This window comes from Longibacter sp. (assembly GCF_051155795.1).
In the GTDB taxonomy this organism is placed as follows: domain Bacteria; phylum Bacteroidota; class Rhodothermia; order Rhodothermales; family Salinibacteraceae; genus Longibacter.
In genome coordinates, this window is record NZ_DAXETW010000050.1 from 16,319 (window position 1) to 37,525 (window position 21,207).

Annotated in this window: 12 protein-coding genes and 1 tRNA gene; 10 read left to right on the forward strand and 3 right to left on the reverse strand. The window is 61.3% G+C overall.

The features are described from left to right. Positions 1 to 32 precede the first annotated feature (32 nt). Together ACFCU0_RS05920 and ACFCU0_RS05925 are read left to right on the forward strand one after the other, a co-directional pair. Positions 33 to 935 carry a formate/nitrite transporter family protein gene (locus ACFCU0_RS05920; RefSeq protein ID WP_434972743.1) on the forward strand — a complete coding sequence of 301 codons (903 nt, stop codon included), beginning with the start codon at positions 33 to 35 and terminating at the stop codon, positions 933 to 935. Positions 936 to 1,166: 231 nt separating this feature from the next. Beyond that, a complete protein-coding gene (locus ACFCU0_RS05925) occupies positions 1,167 to 2,270 on the forward strand; it encodes a type I restriction endonuclease (protein WP_434972744.1) in 1,104 nt (367 codons plus the stop codon). 87 nt (positions 2,271 to 2,357) lie between these two features. On the opposite strand, the gene ACFCU0_RS05930 is transcribed toward ACFCU0_RS05925, so the two are convergent. Then, positions 2,358 to 2,441 (reverse strand) — tRNA-Leu (locus ACFCU0_RS05930). Between the two features lie 546 nt (positions 2,442 to 2,987). Here ACFCU0_RS05930 and ACFCU0_RS05935 point away from each other — a divergent pair. From ACFCU0_RS05935 to ACFCU0_RS05970, 8 genes are all read left to right on the forward strand, one after another. Further along, complete coding sequence (locus ACFCU0_RS05935; RefSeq protein ID WP_434972745.1) at positions 2,988 to 3,323, forward strand: hypothetical protein; 336 nt, start codon at positions 2,988 to 2,990, stop codon at positions 3,321 to 3,323. Positions 3,324 to 3,492: 169 nt separating this feature from the next. Continuing rightward, the gene (locus ACFCU0_RS05940) at positions 3,493 to 4,500 is read left to right on the forward strand and encodes a LacI family DNA-binding transcriptional regulator (RefSeq protein WP_434972746.1); all 1,008 of its coding nucleotides are present in this window, start codon (positions 3,493 to 3,495) and stop codon (positions 4,498 to 4,500) included. Between the two features lie 540 nt (positions 4,501 to 5,040). Continuing rightward, on the forward strand, positions 5,041 to 8,118 hold the full coding sequence (locus tag ACFCU0_RS05945) for a SusC/RagA family TonB-linked outer membrane protein (protein ID WP_434972747.1): 3,078 nt from the start codon (positions 5,041 to 5,043) through the stop codon (positions 8,116 to 8,118). 91 nt (positions 8,119 to 8,209) lie between these two features. Further along, a complete protein-coding gene (locus tag ACFCU0_RS05950) occupies positions 8,210 to 9,802 on the forward strand; it encodes a RagB/SusD family nutrient uptake outer membrane protein (protein WP_434972748.1) in 1,593 nt (530 codons plus the stop codon). 98 nt (positions 9,803 to 9,900) lie between these two features. After that, complete coding sequence (locus tag ACFCU0_RS05955; RefSeq protein WP_434972749.1) at positions 9,901 to 12,468, forward strand: family 16 glycosylhydrolase; 2,568 nt, start codon at positions 9,901 to 9,903, stop codon at positions 12,466 to 12,468. Positions 12,469 to 12,597: 129 nt separating this feature from the next. After that, entirely contained in the window at positions 12,598 to 14,490 is a 1,893-nt protein-coding gene (locus tag ACFCU0_RS05960; RefSeq protein ID WP_434972750.1) for a T9SS type A sorting domain-containing protein, read from the forward strand. A 112-nt stretch (positions 14,491 to 14,602) separates the two neighbouring features. Next, a complete protein-coding gene (locus ACFCU0_RS05965; RefSeq protein WP_434972751.1) occupies positions 14,603 to 17,146 on the forward strand; it encodes a glycoside hydrolase family 3 N-terminal domain-containing protein in 2,544 nt (847 codons plus the stop codon). 107 nt (positions 17,147 to 17,253) lie between these two features. Then, a complete protein-coding gene (locus tag ACFCU0_RS05970; RefSeq protein WP_434972752.1) occupies positions 17,254 to 18,960 on the forward strand; it encodes a sodium:solute symporter in 1,707 nt (568 codons plus the stop codon). 26 nt (positions 18,961 to 18,986) lie between these two features. Here the strand turns inward: ACFCU0_RS05970 and ACFCU0_RS05975 are convergent, their stop codons facing one another. Both ACFCU0_RS05975 and ACFCU0_RS05980 read right to left on the reverse strand, forming a co-directional pair. Continuing rightward, complete coding sequence (locus ACFCU0_RS05975; protein ID WP_434972753.1) at positions 18,987 to 20,354, reverse strand: dipeptidase; 1,368 nt, start codon at positions 20,352 to 20,354, stop codon at positions 18,987 to 18,989. Between the two features lie 76 nt (positions 20,355 to 20,430). Then, positions 20,431 to 21,162, reverse strand: coding sequence for a class I SAM-dependent methyltransferase (locus tag ACFCU0_RS05980; RefSeq protein ID WP_434972754.1), 732 nt, complete (start codon positions 21,160 to 21,162; stop codon positions 20,431 to 20,433). Positions 21,163 to 21,207: the final 45 nt, after the last annotated feature.

Consider the following 21,207-nt stretch of genomic DNA (forward strand, 5'->3'; position numbering starts at 1 on the left):
CTTCCTTCTATCCGTTAACCCGGTTCGACCCGATGCCCGAATCCCAGAGCTCCGGCGGATCCCGCGCCAGCGACGCCGCGATCTCCGCCCCCGACACCGGAAGCGTGGTGAGCGACCGGTTCTCCACGGACGAGCTTTTTCGTCGGCTCGTGGCCGAGGCGGACCATGAGTTTTCGCGGTCGACGCGACTTCTTTTCCTCGGCGGGCTCGCGGCCGGACTTTCCATCAGCCTGTCCTTCCTCGCGATCGTCGCCGTCGAGGCTCGACTGACGGGGGAGGCGGCTCCGCTGGTTTCCCGGCTGATGTACCCGGTCGGGTTCTTCTTCGTGGTGATGGGCCGCTATCAACTGTTCACCGAGAACACGCTGACGCCGGTCACCCTCGTTCTCGCACGGCGGGCCAGCATCCCGCGGCTCATTCGCATCTGGTCCGTGGTCCTGTTCGCCAACCTGCTCGGCGCGGGAGCGTGTGCCTGGATCTTCGCGTCGACGGGTGTTTTCGATGCTGCGATGATCGATGTAGGGCTCCACTACGGCGAGCACTTCGTGAAGCTGCCCTGGGCGGACGTCTTCTGGAAAGCTGTTTTCGCCGGCTGGCTCGTGGCGGGGATGGTCTGGCTCAACTTCGCGGCGCGAAGCACGACAGGACGCTTCTTCATCACGTTTACGCTGATCTACGTTGTCGCCGCCGCCGATCTTGCGCACTGCATCGTCGGGTCCACCGAAGCGATGTTCGCCGTCTTCCGCGGGACGATCACGTGGGCATCGTTCGCGCTGGACTTTCTCGTCCCGTCGGTTCTCGGCAACACGGTCGGTGGCGTGCTCCTGGTCGCCATCCTCAACTTTGCGCAGACAGAACAGGACACCGGTGCCCGCGCCCTCCCGGATCACCGGATCCTGTCATGGAAGGAATGCCTGCTCGGGGAAAGGGGGTGAGAGGTGAGCTGTGAGGTTTGGGGGGTGAGGTTTGGGATGTGGTTTGGGGTGTGCGGGGAGAGGGAGAGGGAGAAGGGGAGAATGGGGGGGCGTGAGGAGTGTAGTCTGGGGACGGGTTACCGACGCCTCCGGACGCTTTAGCGCACAAACGTTTCTGTCCTTTGACTTAGTCGTCCGTGGACGTGTAATTGCTAAAAGTCAAGATAGGTATAATGATCAGAGAGAAGACGGATGGATTTTATAGAAGAAATCGCCTCACTTTCCTCACGTGCTAAGAACCAGATTAATCATTTAGAAACCGAAGAGGGGACAAAGAACGCTCTAATCATGCCGTTCATCAAAGCATTGGGGTATGATCCATTCGATCCGAGGGAGGTTGTGCCGGAATTTACGGCGGACGTGGGGACCAAGAAGGGGGAAAAGGTCGATTACGCGATACGGGTTGATGATAAGCCGGTCATGCTGTTCGAGTGCAAGCATGCTGGTGCACCGCTGGACCCAGACCATGCCGGACAACTTTTTCGGTACTTCCACGTCACGGAGGCGAAGATTGGCGTGTTGACGAATGGTTTGAAGTACAAGTTTTTCACCGATTTGGAGCAGGAAAATAAGATGGACGAGCGTCCTTTCCTGACGTTCGACCTGCTTCATGTGGATGACTCAAAGGTTGGTGAACTTAAGCGTTTACGGAAGTCTTCGTTCGATCTCGAAGACATGTTGTCTGCCGCGCATGACCTCAAATACCGCAAGGCACTGCTGGAATACTTGCAGGTTCAATGGGATGAACCGGGCGATGAGTTCGTGCGGTATATGACGGGTCAGGTCTACGACGGCCGCATTACAAAGAATGTACGAGCTCAATTTAAAAGCATCGTTCACGACGCTCTGCGACAGTTTGTAAGTGACAAAATTAGGGGTCGCCTGAGCACGGCTTTAGCTGAAGAGGAGGCTGGGGCTCAGCCTGCCCCCGACAGTGACGGTATCGAATCAGTCGCAGATGAAGAAGATCTGCCCGAAGGCGTTGTCTCAAAGGAAGGAGATGTAGTAACTACCGAGGAGGAGATGGAAGCCTTCCGCATCGTGCGCGCAATTATGCGTGAGGTGGTGAATGTCAATCGGGTTGCTCACCGAGACGTCAAGTCCTACTTCGGTGTTCTTCTTGACGACAATAATCGCCAGCCCATCTGCCGCCTGAGATTCCAGGCCACCCAGAAGTATCTCGGATTATTCGACGCGGATAAAAATGAGCAGCGTGTCCCGATCGATTCTCTGGACGAGATATATGAGCACGCAGAACGATTGAAGCAGACAGTCGAATTTTACGATACCGAGTAATTGCGCGCAAAGCGTCAGGCCACGATAATGCTTCAGGCCACGATAAAAAGGCACCGCCGAACGTGTCGGTGGTGCCTTCTCTGAAAGTACCCGAGGTGGGACTCGAACCCACAAGTCCTTGCGGACAACGGATTTTGAATCCGTCGCGTCTGCCGATTCCGCCACTCGGGCAGCGTCGTTTCAAATTGCGACATTGATAAAGTCAACGATCGGGCGAGGGTTCCGCGGACAGGCACGGACCGCGGCAGGTCGGGAAGGCATCTGGGTAGACTGTTTTCGCACGACCAGACCGCATATTTCCTTCGGTTCAGCCCAATTTAAGGCAGTTTCATCCAAAAGCGCATTCGGAGAGGCCGTCTGGATCAGCCGGCGGTGTTTCGGGAGCGGCATTTTTGCTCTTCCGTCGCCACGCGAGCGACGCACGTTCCCCCGTTGCACGACGTCGTATCCGCCATGTCTGCCTCCACGCCCACACCGACGCTCCCCGACGTTCCCCATGCCGCCGGTTTCGTACCGCGTTCCGGGGATGTGAATACGTCCCCGTCTCGACCGACGAGGCGTGCGACATCCCGGCCGGCAACGCGTTCTGCTCGCCCGTCGAACGGTCCCGCCACGGGGACAGCGGCACCCGGGGCGGCAGCAAAAGAAGCGGCGGCGACGGTCGTCGTACGGGAGTGTCTGACCGGTTGGCTCCGGCGCCGCGTACGCCCTTCTGAAATGGAGTGGCTGACGGGAACGGCAGCGTCGATCGCGAACGGTGCCCGCGACGCCCGCCTCTTGCCGGCCTTCAGCGACGTACCGCGCCACGTCGGCACGGCTCCGCTGGACCTCTCCGATGTGGATCTCGACCGGGCCGCAGCTCTGAACGCAGACTGGGACCCGTCCGGCTGGACCGTGGACCAGGCGGCGCGTGTGCTGTTGTTGCTGTCGCTTCCAACGCACGACACGGCCGACTACGCGCGTCGCCTTCGTCTCCTTTCGCGAACTGCCACCGATCGTGAGGCCGCGGCACTGGAGGCTGCGCGGACCGTTTTGCCCGAGATCGACTGGTAACGGATCGCACGAGAAGTCAAAGAGCGTAAACGACAGGGCGAAAACAGCCGGTTCTGTCTGGGGACATCTGCAGCACGATCTGTGCCGCCGGGAATCCCTTCGGTGGGAGGGCAGTAGAGGTAGTCACGTGCTCGGGCGATCCCGTCCGACGATTCTACCTCACACCGACGTGACGTACTCCCCCATGGCTGTCACCATTCGTGATGTGGCAAGCGAGGCGAACGTCTCGGCGACGACCGTTTCGCGCGTCTTCAACCACACGGACCTCGTCAGCCCGGAGACCGTCGAGCGGGTTCGCCGTATCGCCGAGAGAATGGGGTACGAGCCCAATGCCACAGCGAAGAGCCTCAGTCACGGGCGAACCGAAGCGATTGGCGTGGTGCTGCCTGCACCGCACGGCGAGTTTTTCTCCGAGATCATGCGCGGGATCGACGACGTCGCCCAGGACTCGGAGTACTACCTGCTGATCTCCAGTTCGCACTATAGCCTCGAAGAAGGCGAGGCGGCCATCCGGGCACTTCGGGGTCGTGTGGACGGCCTGCTCGTGATGACAACGCACGTTCGGGCGAAGGCGATGCTGGAAAAGCGAACCCCGGATGTGCCGGTCGTTTTTATGAACAGCGCGATGGCCGGGACGGAGCACGACGCATTCGATTTTGAGAATCGGAAAGGCGCCTACAAGGCGGTCTCGCACCTCCTCGAACGAGGACACCGTTGCCTCGCGACCATCACCGGCCCCCCGGACAGTTACGATGTCCGTGAGCGCCTGAGCGGGCTCCGCAAGGCCGTTGCCGACACGGGCCTGGACCCGGCATCGGTGACGCACATTCAGGGTGACTTTACCCAGGCGAGCGGCTACCAGGCTGGGAAGGAAATCCTTGCCCTCGATACCCTTCCAGACGCCGTTTTTGCGTGCAACGACTATATGGCCATCGGGGCCATGTCCGCGCTGCAGGAAGCCGGTGTGCGGATCCCCGACGATCTTGCAATGGCCGGGTTCGATGACATCCCCAGCGCACGCTACGCAAGTCCGTCCCTGACGACCATCTCCGTGCCGGTGTATGACCTGGGGCGGGCCGCGGCCAAGCGGCTGATCGCCCGCGTCCGCGGGGAGCATGTGCCCGAAGCCCGAGAGAAGCTGTTCGCCTCCGAGCTGGTCATTCGAAGTAGCACCTGAGCACCGCCTGTCGCACGTTCCCCGGGGCGGCGTCTTTACCGCCCAGATGAGACGAACCGGTCGGGTTCGTCTTCTTTATCGACCCATCCGAAAACGGCTGCCCTGGGGCCGAAGCTATGTCGGCGTCTGGCGCTCCATGTAATACAGGTTTGGATTTCAACGTATGCGCTTTCGGTCCGGTGTGGCCGGTCAGGTTTCGATGAGGCCGCGATCCGAACACCAGGAAAAGACGCCCCAGAGCCGTCAGGGCCGGGTTTAGAAGAAATCGTTACGGGTGGTTTGCGCTTTTGCAGGACGTACCAGTATCGTGGTACTGCGGTGATGAAACCGGTTTCATTCGTGTCAACGGGCACGCCGGACTTGTTGCCGCGCTCACTGAGTTGTCGGCCGTGCTGCTTCGCTCACTACAGCGAGAGGCGGGCGGTGGAAGCGCTTTTCTGTTGATTAGCGGAGCGGGTGGTACCGCTTCCATCGCCGATCTCCGGTACCGACGCGTCAGAGAGCACGAGACCTGTCCCACGCTCTGTATCTACCGTTCTCATGGTCTGGAAGAATCTGCACCTGATCCTCGCCGTCTGTTTTGCCAGCTTGCTCGCGATGCCGCAGGCAGCACTTGCGCAGACCGGCACCATCGTCGGTACAGTCGTCGAGGAAGCCACCGGCGACCCTCTGCCCGGCGTGAATGTCGTCATCGCAGGCTCTCAGAAAGGCTCTTCGACGGATGTCGACGGCTCCTACACGATCCCCGGTGTCGAACCCGGGACGTACGATCTCCGCGCCTCGTTCATCGGATTCCGGGCGCAGACGCAAACCGGCGTCGAAGTGGTGGATGGGGAGACAACCGAAGTTGACTTTGCCCTGATCGAAGGTGCCATCGGCCTGGATGAGGTGGTCGTCGTGGGATACGGTGAGCAGAAACGGCAGGATTTGACGACAGCGGTCTCGTCGATCTCGGAGCAGGACATCGCTGACCGTGCGCTCACGAATCCAGCAGAGGCGCTGCAGGGGACCGTGCCCGGCCTGGTTGTTACGCAAAACTCGGGCAGCCCCGGGCAGGGCTTTAGCGTCCGCATCCGTGGCGTCGCTTCGACCGGTAACAACGATCCGTTGTACGTGGTGGACGGGCTGCCCCTTCCGGATCGTCCGGAGTACCTGAACCCGAATGATATCGCGTCGATCGACGTGATCAAAGATGCAGCCGGGGCGGCGATTTACGGCACCCAGGGTAGCAATGGGGTCATTCTCATTACGACGAAGAAGGGGACGGCCGGTGAGACGCGCGTCAACTTCAACGCGCAGTACGGCGTCTCCGAGGTGCCCCGCCAGATCGACATGCTGGAGGCGGCGGAGTACGCCACGCTCCGAAACGAAGCAGCCATTAACGCAAATCAGGCACCCGTTTATGATAATCCGGCAGCGCTCCGGGGGCAGTCGACCAACTGGCAGGACCAGATCTTTCAGACGGGGGCCTTCCAGAAGTACACGCTGGGCGTGTCGGGCGGCGGCGACGGCTTCACGGTTCGCGTGAGCGGTGACTTTACAGACGAGGCGGGCATCGTTAAAACGTCAGATTACCGACAGATCAATTTTCGGCTGAACAGCGAGTATACGCCCGAGTCCGGCCTCTTCACCATCGGAGAGAACCTTTCGATCGGCCGAGATTTCCGAAACGTCGTTCCGGAGAACGACGACGTGAACAATCTGATGATCGGGACGCTGCAGTTTTCCCCGACGGAGCCCGTCCGGGATCCGAGTCTGAATACGACCGACAACTACACGTTTAGCCAGTTTGGAAATAACGCCAGAAATCCAGTGGCGGTGCTGGACTTCAACAACTCGGAAGATCGATCGACACGTCTCGCCGGAAACGTATTTGCCGACGTGACACCGATTGAGGGGCTCAGCTTCAAATCGGATATCGGGGTCGATCTCCGCTATGGCGACAACTACTCGTTCACGCCGATCTACCAGGTTAGCCCAGAGTTCTCGCGGCTGACGAACACGGTCAGTCGCTACACAGATCGACGGTCGTCACTGATATGGACCAATACCGCCACCTACACCCGCGTCTTCGACGCAAAGCATGACATCACGGTGCTGGGCGGGACGTCGGCGGAGTGGAATACGTACGAGTTCATCGACGCCAACACGACAGGGCTTCCCAACAACGACCCATCGCTTCGCTACCTGCAGCAGGGATCGGCGAGCCAGGGCGCAACGGGCGATCTCGATCGGTCACGTCTTCTCTCGTACTTCAGCCGCGTCAATTACGGATACGACAGCCGGTACCTCGTCACAGCCGTTGCTCGTTACGACGGGTCCAGTAAATTCGGGGCAAACAACCGGTTCGGTTTCTTCCCGTCCTTCTCGCTTGCCTGGCGCGTCTCCGAAGAAGCATTTATGGAGTCGGTCGGCTTCATCGATGATCTCAAGATCCGTGGAGGGTACGGCATCAACGGAAATGACGGGATCGGTGACTTCCTCTTTCTGACCGGCATCGAAGGGTTCAGAAACTATACCCTGGGCACGAATGCGAACGTTTTTCCCGGCGCTACGGTGGCCGGATCGGGCAACCCTGATCTCAAATGGGAGGAGTCCCGCCAGACGAGTGCAGGGATCGACGCCACGCTCCTCGATTCGCGCCTCACGGCGACGGTGGACTTCTTCGTCAAGAACACGAAGGGCGTCCTGATCAACGTCCCGCAGCTATCGACGAGTGGCGCGCAGCGGTTCGGTCAGGTGCAAAATGCGGGTGATATCCAAAATATCGGTTTCGAGGTACTGCTCGGCTGGTCGGACGAGCTCCTCGACGGCGAGCTCACGTACGACGTCCGAGCGAACATCGCGCAGGCATCGAATGAGGTGAAGAGTCTCGGTGCGTCGAGTGACCTCGAGGGCGGTGCGTATCGTCAGGGGCTGATCACGCGGACGGTGCCGGGCGTGGCGATCGGCTCGTACTACGGCTATGTCACGGACGGCCTCTTCCAGACGCAGGCTGAGATCGACGATGCCGCCTTTCAGGACCAGAACACGGCGCCCGGCGACATTCGCTTTGAAGACCTGAACGGCGATGGCGTCATTAACGACGCCGACCGGACGTTCCTCGGCAATCCGTTTCCCGACTTCACGTACGGGCTCAATGGGACGGTGACGTATCGAGGCTTCGACCTCAGCTTCTTTTTGCAGGGAGTGGAAGGGAATGAGCTCTTCGCTGCCTACGAGTACTACACCCTCGGATCCGGGATCTTCAACCTGGAAGAAGAGGCGCTCGGGCGCTGGACGGGGCCGGGGACAAGTACGGACATGCCTCGCCTTACGGTGAACGATCCGAATCAGAATACCCGCATCTCCGATCGGTACGTCCGAGACGGGTCGTACCTGCGACTGAAAAACCTGACGATCGGTTACACGGTGCCGCAACGCCTTTTTGAGGCCGTCGGCGCGGATGTTCGCAAAGCCCGAATCTTCGTCGGGGGGCAGAATCTGCTCACGTTCACCGGATACAACGGGTTTGACCCGGAGATCGGCGAACGGGGTGGTGTCCTCGACCGCGGGATTGACCGAGGGGTGTACCCTCAGGCCCGCACCTACACGGTCGGTATCGATTTTCAGTTTTAGTCGCCGGCCGTACTGCACCCCGCTTCTGCCGCGCGCCGATTGTGTGCGTGCCGGCATCGTTTCCGAATCACCTTGACCTCGCTTCGTATCCATGATTCTTCCCGCGATTTCGACGGTCGTACGTCGCCCTTCTCCTTCGCTTTCGACGCTCGTCATCGGGTTTCTGATTGCCGCGCTCAGCGTCTCTATGGGCGGGTGCGACAGCATGCTCGACATCGAGCCGCAAGGCGAGCAGACCTCTGCCAACTTCTTCCGGACCGCCGAGGATGCGGATCGGGCCATCGCCGGCGTCTACTCTGCGATTCAGCAGCAGAAGCGGCTCACCTATCAGGGTGCCCCGGAGTTTCTCGCCGGCTACGATATGGTGTTCGGCAGCGTCGCGTCCGACGACGCCTTCAAGGGCGGGGAGAGCCGCAACGACCAGCCGGATATCGATGACGTGCAGACATTCACGCTCGATCCGAACAACCTGTACATCGCGAAGATGTGGAGCAGCCTCTACGAGGTCGTGACGCGAGCGAACCGCGTGATCAACCGTGTGCCGGATATTGACATGGACGCTGAGGAGAAGGCGGACATCATCGCGGAGGCCCGTTTTCTGCGCGCCTACGCTTACTTCTACCTCCTTCAGTCCTTTGGCATGGATCCGGAAACGAACACCGGGCCGGGGATCGTCATCGTGGACGACGTGGTGACCATCGGCGGTGCCGATAAAGAACGCACGCCGGAGCCGGATGTGTGGGTGCAGATTGAAACGGATCTTCAGGCGGCAGCGGACGAGCTTCCGACCAAGAGTGAACGGGGGCCGGAGCAATACGGTCGGGCGACGGAGAATGCCGCAAAGGCTCTTCTCGTGAAGGCCCACATCTTTCAGAAGGACTGGCCGGCAGCGGAGCCGCTTGCCATGGAGGTCATCACGTCGGGGGAATACCAGCTGGCTGCCGACTTCTCCAGCATCTTTCGCTTGAGTGGCGAGCACGGCCCGGGTTCGATCTTCGAGATCAACTACGCAACGCTTCCGAATCAGGTGGAAGGGTACTTCGGCAATGTCTACCAGGCGAGCCGGTCGACCTGGGGGTTCGGCTTCAATAACCCGACGGAGGACCTCTACGACGCGTTCGACAACAACGACCCCCGGCGCGACGCGACCATCATCGAGCCGGGAGAGCAGATGCCGGACGGAACCGTCGTAGACGGCGGAAGCAGTCGGTCCGGATACCACAATGAGAAGGTCTGGATTCCGACGGACGAATACCCGCAGGCACAGGGAATCGGTGTGTTCGCCGGCCCCAGCAACGTGCGCTACATTCGCCTCGCCAACGTTCTGCTGTGGCACGCCGAGGCCGCGAATGAGAACGGGAATCTGCCCGATGCGCGTGAGTCGTTGAACCGAGTCCGTGCCCGGGCGAGGGATACGGACAACAACCCGAATAACGACCCGGCCGGCGTGTTGCCTGACGTCACGACGAACGACCAGGCCGAGCTTCGAGAGGCGATCTACCGGGAGCGGCGCCTGGAGTTGGCGATGGAAGACCTGCGATTCTTCGATCTCGTCCGTCAGGGTCGTGCAGAAGACGTACTGAGCGATGCGGGGTTCATCGGCGGCACGCATGAGCGAATGCCCATCCCTCAGCGCGAGATCGACCTGAGCGCCGGGCTGCTGAAACAAAATCCCGGATACTAAGCACGGCAACGACGGTCCCGCGAGGCTGTCTCCTGTGGTGCCCCCGATCTTCTATCTCGGCATTTTTGCTTCATCCTTAGCGCCTGGCTGACATGAACATGCACGCTTCTACCACTCCATCGCCGTTCCGAACCATCGTTCTGGGATTGTTCTTCAGCATCCTTAGCGTTGCTACGCTCGCAGCGCTGTCCGGCTGCGACCAGGGGGGCATGAACGACGATGGCGACAATTTCATCGCTCCGAGCACCTCCCGCGTGGGCTTTGAGGTGCGCCCCGGAGCGGCGGACACGACGCAGGAGCTGACGCTGACCTACACGGCGCTTGATACGCGGCCGCAGCCCGGGGACGTGCCGGGGCCCTTCACCATCGAACTCGTCGAGGAAAGCGGATCGCCGGCGGATGGCAGTTCGGTGTACGACGTCACCTTCTCTCCGACCGAGGAAAGCTCGAGCTTCACAGAGAAGGTGGTCTTTACCGCCGGTCGGCGATACGTGACGATCCAGCTGTTCGGCTTCGTGGGTTTCGATGACGAGTTGATCACGGATTACGCAGGCACCGGTATCGTGGACGATTTCTTCGGGTTCAACGGCCTGGAGGGCGCTGCTGCTGTAGACGGTGAGCTGTCAGTGCCCGGATCGGACGCTGGCGGTCCGGGACAATTTCCCGGGGTGGCTCACACCCTGACGGAGTTGCCGGATTTCGGCGCGACCCCCGTGGTCGTGGCTCGAATGAAGGTTTCCGCCGATAGCCCCGGGCCCGCGATCGTTCGCATGGCCCTGAACCAGGCCGGCGACCTTCCCGACGCCAACAGCAGCGCGACCCCCCTGATTAAGGAGGTGCCGGCCGACGGCGAGTATCAGGATTACTACTTCGACTTTCGCGACCTCTTCGTCCAGTTCGACGGTGCGCCCGTCGATCCGACGAACCTGAGCGAAGTGGTCCTCCTGGTCAACGACGGGGCCTCGCTGGACTTCCTGGGTCGTTCGGACAGCTTCACCGGTACGCTATCGGTAGACCGGCTCGCCCGTCGACAAAATATCCCCGGGGAGGAGGGGGGCAACCAGTCGCCCTCCGCCCGCTTCATCTTCGCACCGAATGCGCCGGCGGTGGGCGACGCGGTGAACTTCACCGATCAATCCACCGACGACGGCTCGATCGTTTCGCGGGACTGGGACTTTGGCGATGGCTCGACCGCGTCCGGCCCGTCCCCCTCCCATACATACACCGCAGCGGGCGACTATACCGTGACGCTGACGGTGACGGACGACGAAGGCGCCTCCGACACGACCACGCAGCCGATTACGGTCTCCGATGGTTCTGCAGGTGAGAACACGTTTCGGGGCGATGCCGATGGGGATGGCCGAATCCTCTACGATGACTTCGAGGATGGCATTCAAGCCGATGAGTACTTCACCTTCCAGGGCAGCGGGGCCGGGATCGGCCTCGCCGAAAGCTCCGACGCCGCCATGGACGCAGGGGGCATGTCGGCCCTCGAGGCCACGATCGATGGCGGCGGAGGCGGTGGCTTTGCCGGGTTCGGTAAGGAGTTCGGCAACGGAAACGACGGTGTCGATGTCTCCGACCTGGGGAGCGACCCCTACTTCACGATGTACCTGCAGTCGGATGCGACGTCGACGTATACGCTGGAGATCAACCTGCAGGAGGACCAGGACGGCAATGACGCCTTCGATGGTAGCGGTGCGACCGACGATGAGTTCGAGTACGAGTACGTCGTAGAGCCAAGCGCGTCGGGTTACACCCGAATCAGCGTTCCGCTGAGCGCCTTTGAGGATGACAATGCCGTCAACAGCGGCGGCGACGGGCAATTGTCTTCACGAATTGCCAACCTCGTGTTTGCCATTGGCAACCTGCCGGCGGAGTCCTTTACGCTCACGATCGATGACATCATCTACTCCGATACCGATCTGGGATCCGGCGGTGGGACGGTCGAGAGTGCGTGCGGGAGCGACTACGAGCTGTTCTTCGAGGACAACTTTGACGCGCCCAACGAAACGTTCTGGGATCGCGGCAACGCCACGTTCAACGGAAATCTGGCCACCTTCCGACCGGAGAACATCACCTACGAGGACGGCAAGATGGTGTTGAACCTGAAGAAAGAGCAGTTCAACGGCAAGCCGTATACCGGCGCCGAACTTCGGACGGATAACCAGACCGGCTTCTACAGCTACGGCTGCTACGAGGTACGAATGAAGTCCGCCGGTCCGAGCGGCACGGTCTCGTCCTTCTTCGCCTATCGGTACAACCCGTGGCAGGAGATCGACATCGAGATCGTGGGGAAAAACAACCGCTCGATGCTGACCAACATCTACTACAACGACGGCCCGGAAGGCGCGACGAACAACGACGCGTACCAGGTGCCGCCGTTTCCGGAAACCGCGGGCCTCTCGTACGACGCGTCCGAGGAATTCCACAACTACGCGTTTGAGTGGCTTCCCGGTGAAATCAAGTGGTACCGGGACGGTCAGCTCGTAAAGCAGGCAACGGTCGAGGGGGCGAGCCCCGGCGAAATCCCTGACCTGCAGATGCAGATTATGATGAACCTCTGGGTCTCCAACTCGCCGAGCTTCGCGGGGGAAATCGACGACAGCAATTTCCCCGTCCGGGCAGAGTATGACTGGGTTCGATTCTACCGCCCGGCGAACTGACCACGGAATCAGGGAAGGACTCCACATACACGACAGCACATAAACGACAGCACATACACGACGGAAAGCCGCGCCTCGAGCCGGGAGCGGCATCAGCCAGTACCCCTTTCACTGAACGATGAGGCACCCATGATTCGATCTGACACTACGACTCCACATTCCGCGCGGCGGGACACTGATACATACGGGATCGCAGGTAGGACGCTCGTTGCTGTGGTCGGAACCCTGTTCCTTCTTGCCTTCGGAGCCTCCACGCTCAGCCTCGCCCAGCCTGCGACGGAGGTATATGACGACTTCGAGGACGATGATGTCTCGGAATACTTCACGTTTGCCGGTGAGACCGGTGTGACGCTGGGTACCGGGACGGAGGTGCCGGCCCAGAACGGGGGCACCGCGGCACTCACCGCCGACTTTGCAGCGGGCGATGGGAGTCAGGGGGGGTTCGTCGGCGGCTTTGGAAAGAACGACATCAACGTCGACCTGTCCGCGTTCTCGCTTCCAAGGCTGAATTTCTACTACAAGTTCAACGCCGGCAGCCCGGAGACGGCCTTCACCCTCGAGGTGAACATTCAGGAGGATGAGGATGGAGACGGCGCGTACGACCCGAACGTCGACGACGAATTTCGCCTGTTCATTCGTGTACAGGGCGAGTCGCAGTACACGCTCGCTTCAGCAGAGATCGAACGCATGCTGCTCAATCAGAACGGCCAGTCTGGCGGTGACGGCGTATTCAACGGCACCGTGGCGGGCGTCGTATTCGCCATTAGCGAAGCGACCCCGGACAACGGAGCCGGCGATGCCGAGGGGGGACAGCTTGTCGTCGACTACATCAGTTTCTCCGACGGCGATCCCATTGAGCCGGAGCCTCCGCTCGGTACGTTGACGACGTTTGACGACATGGAGGACGATGACGTCTCGGAGTACTTCACGTTCGCCGGCGAAACGGGTGTATCCCTCGGCACAAGCGGCGATACACCGCCCCAGAACGGCGGTGACGTTGCTCTCACGGCCGATTTTGCATCTGGCGATGGCAGTCAGGGGGGCTTCATCGGGGGCTTTGGTAAGAACGACATCAACGCGGATCTATCCGGATTTGCGTCTCCGCGCCTGAATTTCTACTACAAGTTCAACGCTGGGTCGCCGGGTACGTCGTTCGTTCTCGAGGCAAACGTCCAGGAAGATGAAGATGGCGACGGGAGTTACGATCCGAACGTAGACGACGAATTCCGGCTCAAACTTCGCGTGCCGGGGTCCTCATCGTACGGACTGGCGTCTGTGGAGATTGACGCCCTGCAGCGAAACCAGAACGGTCAGGCCGGCGGGGATGGCCTGTTCAACGGAACGGTGGCCGGTGTCGTGTTCTCGATCACCAGTGCAACGCCGGATGACGGCGTCGGCGATCCAGAAGGCGGACAACTGCTGATCGATGCTATCTCGTTCACCTCCGACGGGCCCCTTCCGGTTGAACTCTCAGGCTTCGATGTCCGCCTCGATGGTCGTGACGCGGTCCTGTCCTGGCAAACCCTTTCAGAGACGAACAATGCCGGCTTCGACGTTCAGGTCGCACGATCCGGTGGGTTTCGCACCGTCGGCTCGGTGAAGGGAGCGGGGACGACCTCTGAAGTCCAGCAGTATCGATATCGCGTGAGTGATCTGGACCCCGGTTCGTACGAGTTTCGCCTTCGCCAGGTGGACCTCGACGGGTCATCCAGCCTCTCGGATGTCGTTACGGTATCCGTCGGGGCCCAGTCGCCGTTCGTAATCCTGCAGCATACGCCGAATCCGGTCCGGTCGGGTCAAACGGTGCGTCTGAAATATCTCGTGGCGGAGCGAGAGCGCGTAACGGTGCAACTGTACAATCTCCTCGGTCAGCGCATCCAGACGCTGGCGTCCGGGATGTCACACCCGGACACGCCGTCGACGGCAACCTTCTCCACGCAGGCGCTTGCCAGCGGCGTATACTTCGTTCGCTTCGAGGGGAGGAGCTTTTCTCGAACCGAAAAACTGACGGTCGTACGTTGACTGCACCCGCCGCTTCGCGGATGTCCTTCCATCGAGGCGGGGCGGCCCACGCCATTTGCCACAAGCCCCGTGCTCACCGGCCCTGTCCGATCCTTGCATCTGATTGAACCATATGACGCGCCGACCCCGAAAGACGCTCTCGTTCCTGACCGCTCCAATGACGTTCTTGCTCCTTGCATCCGGCATGCTCCTTTCCGTCCTCGTGCTCGGATGTGCGCAAACGCAATCTGGACGAACTACACCGGTGGTCACGGACGAAGGCACGATGGGGTCGAATGACGTCAGTCAGACGGGGCAGGTCGCCGATGCTGAAGGGGCGACGATGCCGCTGGATCGGTCCGTGTATCTTGTGGAAATGAGGACCGATCCGGTTGATGAACCGGGGCTGTCAAGCGGAGCATATGCGTCCGAAGTGATTGAGAATCCGGCCGGGTCTAGCACAGATTCCGTCGACGCCCGTGTCGACCGGCTGCTGGCGCGCATGAGCCTGGAGCAAAAGGTGGGGCAAATGACCCAGCTGGAGCTGGGCATGGTGACAGATGGAGAGGTGTACCCCGAGTCGATCGACCCGGAGAAGCTTCGTCGGATCGTTCGCGAGCACCACGTCGGGTCTATTCTGAATGTGGTGAGCGCGGCATTCCCGGTCGAACACTGGCACACGCTGATCCGCTCGATTCAAAACGAGGCGATGGCGTCCGATCTCGGCATACCGGTCCTCTACGGCATTGACGCGGTCCACGGAGCGAACTATACGCAGGAAGCGGTTCTCTTTCCGCAGAGCCAGGGAATGGCGGCAACGTGGAACCTTGCGCTCGCCGAAACGGCGGCCGCCATCACGGCGCGGGATGTTCGCTCGAGCGGCATTCCGTGGAATTTCGCGCCCGTGCTCGACGTCGGGCGGGATCCTCGCTGGCCGCGCCTGTACGAATCACCGAGTGAGGACGCATATCTGACAACCGTGATGGGCCTTGCGGCGATCCGGGGGATGCAGGGGGATGATCTCTCCGACCCCGATCATGTGGCGACGTGCCTGAAGCACTTCATCGGGTACTCTGGATCGGATAGCGGTCGGGACCGAACCCCGGCTCACATTCCCGACATCGAACTCCGGCAAACCTACCTGCCTCCGTTTCGCGCAGGCGTGGATGCCGGCGCAGCGTCGATTATGGTCAATTCCGGGGAGGTGAACGGGGTCCCTGTGCATGCAAGCAAGCATCTTCTGACGGATCTGCTTCGGGGTGAACTGGGCTTCGATGGCGTGATCGTAACCGACTGGCTTGATATCAAGAAGCTGGTCAGTCTTCATCGGGTCGCCGAGACGGAGCGGGAGGCGACGCGCATGGCTCTTCGGGCGGGGATCGACATGAGCATGGTCCCCTCGGATGTGTCGTTCATCGAACACACGCTGGATCTTGTCCGAAGCGGTGAGGTAAGCGAGGCCCGAATTGACGCATCGGCACGGCGCATCTTGAGGGTGAAGATGAAGCTCGGCCTGTTCGAGAATCCACTGACCGGGCTTCAGGCGGCCGAGGCGATCGGGACGGATGAGGATCGGCAGGTGGCCCTTCAGGCGGCGCGTGAATCCATCACGCTGTTACGCAATGAGAACGGCCTTCTGCCTCTCTCGAACGATCAGCGGGTGCTGGTGACGGGACCGACTGCTCACTCGATGCAGTCGCTCAACAACGGATGGACGTACACCTGGCAGGGCGGCGGTGCATCTCAGGAGATGTTTCATGATGGTCGCCCAACGGTCATGGAGGCGATTCGCAAACGAATCGGAGCTGATCAGATGACCTACGTGCCGGGCGCGACGCTTAAAACGGCAGACCGTATGGACGAAGCGGTCGCTGCCGCCCGACTCGCGGACGTTGCCGTCGTTGCCCTCGGGGAGGGCGCCTATGCGGAAACGGCCGGCAATATTCGCGACCTGATGTTGCCGGAGGCGCAGCGTACGCTATTGCAACAGATCGCAGCCACTGGCACCCCGGTCGTGCTCGTCCTTCTGCAGGGACGGCCCCGTACGCTTGGCGCGACGCATGAAGCAGCCGACGCGGTCCTCGCCGGGTCCAACCCGGGACCGGAAGGCGGGCAGGCGATCATGGACGTGCTGTACGGCAACGTCAATCCGTCTGGCCACCTACCTTATACGTACCCGTCAACGCCAACGGGGTACGCGACCTATGACCACAAGCCGAGCGAACGCCTGGCCTCGGACTTTGGGATGGAAGGAGCTGAGCCCCTGTTCGCCTTCGGGGACGGGATGTCGTACACGTCCTTCGCATACCGAGACCTGCAGGTGACGCCGGCAACGATCTCGGCCTCCGACGTGCGTGATGGGGATACGATCCGCGTGGAGGTGACAATTCAGAACACGGGCGACCGGGCGGGGAAAGACGTCGCCCAGCTCTACGTGAGCGATCGCGTGGCCACGGTCACGCCTGCGGCTCGACGCCTAAAGCGGTTCGCCAAAGTCGATCTGGAGCCCGGGGAGGGCCGTCGCCTGACGTTCACCCTGTCCCGCGACGATCTCAGCTTTATCGGTCGCGACGGGGCGGCCGTCGTTGAACCCGGGACATTTCAGATTCGCATCGAGGACCAGCGTAGGGATCTGGAGGTGACGGGAGAACGGTTCGAAGTACCCCCAGCCCCGTAAACCTGCTAAGGGGAAAACCATCGCTCGGGTCTCTGTGAGCTCCGTAGCGGCCCGGCTCCGTACGTCTCCACGCGGGGCGCCATCCGAATTTCTCAACCCGAAACTCCATGGAGGAAGTCGAACAACTCGCCCTCGGATTTGCAGACTGGGGCGTCATCGTCCTTTACTTCCTCATCATTTTCGGCGTGGCCGCGTGGGCGACGATCCAGGAGCGGTCCGGAGAGGAAAACTCCGCGGACTACTTTCTCGCCGGCCGGAACGTCGGCTGGTTCGTCATCGGCGCGTCCCTGTTCGCATCGAATATCGGATCGGAGCATCTCATCGGCCTGGCGGGGACGGGAGCATCCAGTGGCGTTGCTGTGGGCCAGTTCGAGATTCTCGCCTCGATCATCTTGCTTCTGCTCGGCTGGGTGTTCGTCCCGTTCTACGTGAAGAGCGGCGTCTTCACGATGCCTGAGTTTCTCGAACGTCGCTACTCCGCCGGGGCTCGCCGGTATCTGGCGACGATCTCCATCATCGCCTACGTCCTGACAAAGATCTCCGTCACCATCTTCGCGGGCGGCGTTGTCTTCACGGCCATCGGGGTTCCGTTCTGGACGGGCGCGCTGATTGTCGTAACCGTCACCGGGGCGTACACCATCCTGGGCGGTCTACGCGCCGTCCTCTACACAGATCTCGTTCAGGTTTTCGTGCTGATCGGCGGGGCGGTCGCAGTGACGGTCATCGGAATCGGCAAGCTCGGCGGTTGGGCCGAGCTGCAGGCGGCCGCCGGGACAGGCTTCTTCGATATGTGGAAGCCGATGAGTCACCCCGACTTCCCGTGGACCGGCATCGTGTTCGGCGCTCCCATCCTCGGCGTCTGGTACTGGTGCACCGACCAGTTCATCGTGCAGCGCACGTTGTCGGCAAAAAACATTGATCATGCGCGGCGAGGGACGATTTTCGCGGGCTGGCTCAAGCTGCTTCCCGTATTTATTTTCGTGATTCCCGGAATTGTGGCGTATGCGCTGAGCCAGCAGGGGGCGCTGCAACTTGCCGACCCGGACCAGGCCTTGCCCGTTCTGGTCGGGGCTCTGCTCCCCGTGGGCCTGCGAGGGATCGTCGTCGCGGGACTGCTGGCGGCGCTCATGTCGTCCCTCTCCAGCGTCTTCAATTCGTGCTCGACGCTCGTCACCTGGGACGTCTACCGCGAACTCAACCCCGACGCCACGGAGCGCCAGCTCGTATGGGTCGGCCGGCTCTCCACCGTGGTGCTCACCGTGCTCGGTCTGGCCTGGATCCCGTTCATGGATAGCATCAGCGGCCAGCTCTATACCTATTTGCAGAGCGTACAGGGGTACATATCGCCGCCGATCGCGGCGGTCTTCCTGCTCGGGATTTTCTCGAAACGGGTGAACGCAACAGGGGCCATGGCATCGCTCCTCGGTGGGTTCGTGATCGGCGTGCTGCGCCTCGGGTTCGAGCTGTACAACGGCCCGGCAAAGGACGGACTCGCTGCCGGCTCTATGCTCGAAACGTTCGCCGAGGTCAACTTTCTGCACTTCGCGTTCTTCCTGTTCCTGATCTGCGTGTTGCTTCTGATCGGCGTCAGCCTGATAACGAAAACCCCGCAACCGGCGAAGGTTGCAGGGCTGACGTATGCTACTGCCGATGAGCAGGTTGTTACCGACGACGCTGCTGCAGAGTGGGATCGTGCTGAGCCGGCAGCCGCCAATGGCGAGCCGGCGACCGACCCGGCCTGGCAGCGGCTCGACCTTCAGTTCACCGTCGGACTGCTCGCGGTCGTGGCTGTGATCTGGATCTATTTCAGCTGACCGCCAGCGTCGGATCGCGCATCAGATCACCCGTTCCCGAAGTGGTCGTGGAAGCGAATGATCGATTCGATCCCCTTCTGGAAGCGGTCGAGGCCGAAGTGCTCGTTCGGGGAGTGAATGGCGTCGGAGTCAAGTCCGAAGCCCATCAGTACGCTGTCCAGGCCGAGGATATCCTTGAAGTCGGCGACGACGGGAATGGAGCCGCCGTTTCGGACGAAGAAGGGCTCTTTCCCGAACACCTCGCCCATCGCATGCTTGGCCGATTGCATGGCGGACGATTCGGTATCGACGAGGACCGGTTTCCCGCCGTGCAGGCGTTTGAAGTCGAGCGTCATCGTGTCCGGGCACCGCTCGTCAAGGAAGGCTTCGAGCTTGTCGTAGATGTCCTCGGTCCGCTGGTTCGGCACGAGGCGCATAGAGATCTTGGCGTGGGCCTCGGCCGGCAGAACGGTTTTCGCACCCTCCCCGGTGTAGCCGCCCCAGATCCCGTTCACGTCAAGCGTCGGCCGGGCTGAAATCGCCTCGACGGCGGAGTATCCTTCCTCGACGCGGAGCGCGTCGACGCCGATCTCATCCTTCCAGCGCTCCTCGTCGAAGGGGAGGGACGCGTACGTCTCCCGCTCCTCGTCCGTGAGGTCGCGCACGCCGTCGTAGAATCCCGGAATGGTGATCCGGTGATCGTCGTCGTGCAGGTCGGCGATCATGCGGCTGAGCGCATTCGCCGGGTTGTCGACGGCGCCGCCGTAGATCCCGGAGTGAAGGTCGCGATTCGGGCCGCGAAGCGTGACCTCGGTGTAGGCGAGACCGCGCAGACCGTACGTGATCGACGGCACGCCCGGCGCAAACATCGCCGTATCGGAAATGAGGACGACGTCCGCCGCCAGCTTCTCCTGGTTTTGCTCGATAAACGGCGCGAGGTGGACGGAGCCCGTTTCTTCTTCGCCCTCGATCAGGAACTTCAGGTTCACCGGCAGCTCCCCTTCCTGCTGCAGGTAGGCCTCCGTGGCCTTGACGTGCATGAACATCTGGCCCTTGTCGTCGCAGGCGCCTCGGGCGTACAGCGTACCGTTTTCGCGCTTCGGCTCGAACGGGGGCGTCTCCCATAGCTCGAGAGGATCCGGGGGCTGCACGTCGTAGTGACCGTAGACAAGCACCGTGGGCTTCTCATCACTCACGTGGTGCTCGGCGTACACGATGGGGTGACCGCCCGTCTCGACGATCTCGACATGCTCGACGCCGACCTCGGACAGATTCGTTGACAGCCAGTTGGCGGCGTCCTTTACATCGTCAGCGTACGACGAATCGGTGCTCACGGACGGGATGCGAAGAAGATCTTCCAACTCCTCCGTGAACCGGTCGAAATGATCGTTGGCGTACGTTAGGGCTTCGTTCATGGGCGTTAAAGCGTTGAATCGTTGGGGCGGATGATCGTTGAGGCGTTGAATCGTTGGGGCGTTGGGGCTTCGGGCATTAGTTGCGGACGGCGTACAGGATGGTCCTGGGGCTACTTTCCGAGTGGGGGGAGGCGTCGTAGTCGCCGAAGACTTCCTTCACGGACAGTCCGGCCCGGTCGTACATGGATTCGAAGTCTGCGAGGGTGAAGAGGCGCACGCTTTCGCGAAAGGTGCGAGTCGTTTCGCCGTCGTCGACGTCGATCCGTTTGTGGACGCGACCGTCGTCGATCCACCGACGCTGCCGGATGTGCGCGCCGTTGCGGCGGACGGTGTCCTCCTCAACCAGCGTGGCTCGGACGTGCGGGGGATTGAGAAAGTCCTGCACGAGCCAGCCGCCGGGACGTAGGGCGGTTGTCATCGCCCGGATGGCGCGTTCGCTCTCGGCGTCATCCTGAAAGTAACCGAACGTCGTAAACAGGTTGACAACACCGTCCACGCACCCGTTGCAGTAGGGCTCGCGCATATCTCCGACGTTAAACGTGACCTCCAGACCGGCCTCTGCTGCCGCTTCGCGCGCCTCCTCGATGGAGGCCTCGGACAGGTCGATGCCCGTGGCATGATATCCGCGGCGCGCGAGTTCGATCGAGTGCCGTCCGCGTCCGCAGCCAACATCCAGGATGCGAGCGCCGGGCTCCGGTTGGGTGCAGGATTCCACGAGATCGATGATAGCACGTGCCTCGTCGGCGTCCCGATGGCGGTACACGAGTTCATAGGCATCGCTACCAAACCAGGAGTCGTACCACGGCATCGGCGACGGATCGAGTCGGTCGGGGGGAATGTACGGCGTGATCGG

Coding starts and splice junctions, on each gene's coding strand:
- ACFCU0_RS05925 (WP_434972744.1), top strand. CDS start 1,167: ATGGATTTTATAGAAGAAATCGCCTCACTTTCCTCACGTGCTAAGAAC.
- ACFCU0_RS05920 (WP_434972743.1), top strand. CDS start 33: ATGCCCGAATCCCAGAGCTCCGGCGGATCCCGCGCCAGCGACGCCGCG.
- ACFCU0_RS05945 (WP_434972747.1), top strand. CDS start 5,041: ATGGTCTGGAAGAATCTGCACCTGATCCTCGCCGTCTGTTTTGCCAGC.
- ACFCU0_RS05960 (WP_434972750.1), top strand. CDS start 12,598: ATGATTCGATCTGACACTACGACTCCACATTCCGCGCGGCGGGACACT.
- ACFCU0_RS05935 (WP_434972745.1), top strand. CDS start 2,988: ATGGAGTGGCTGACGGGAACGGCAGCGTCGATCGCGAACGGTGCCCGC.
- ACFCU0_RS05980 (WP_434972754.1), bottom strand. CDS start 21,162: ATGCCGTGGTACGACTCCTGGTTTGGTAGCGATGCCTATGAACTCGTG.
- ACFCU0_RS05955 (WP_434972749.1), top strand. CDS start 9,901: ATGCACGCTTCTACCACTCCATCGCCGTTCCGAACCATCGTTCTGGGA.
- ACFCU0_RS05975 (WP_434972753.1), bottom strand. CDS start 20,354: ATGAACGAAGCCCTAACGTACGCCAACGATCATTTCGACCGGTTCACG.
- ACFCU0_RS05950 (WP_434972748.1), top strand. CDS start 8,210: ATGATTCTTCCCGCGATTTCGACGGTCGTACGTCGCCCTTCTCCTTCG.
- ACFCU0_RS05965 (WP_434972751.1), top strand. CDS start 14,603: ATGACGCGCCGACCCCGAAAGACGCTCTCGTTCCTGACCGCTCCAATG.
- ACFCU0_RS05970 (WP_434972752.1), top strand. CDS start 17,254: ATGGAGGAAGTCGAACAACTCGCCCTCGGATTTGCAGACTGGGGCGTC.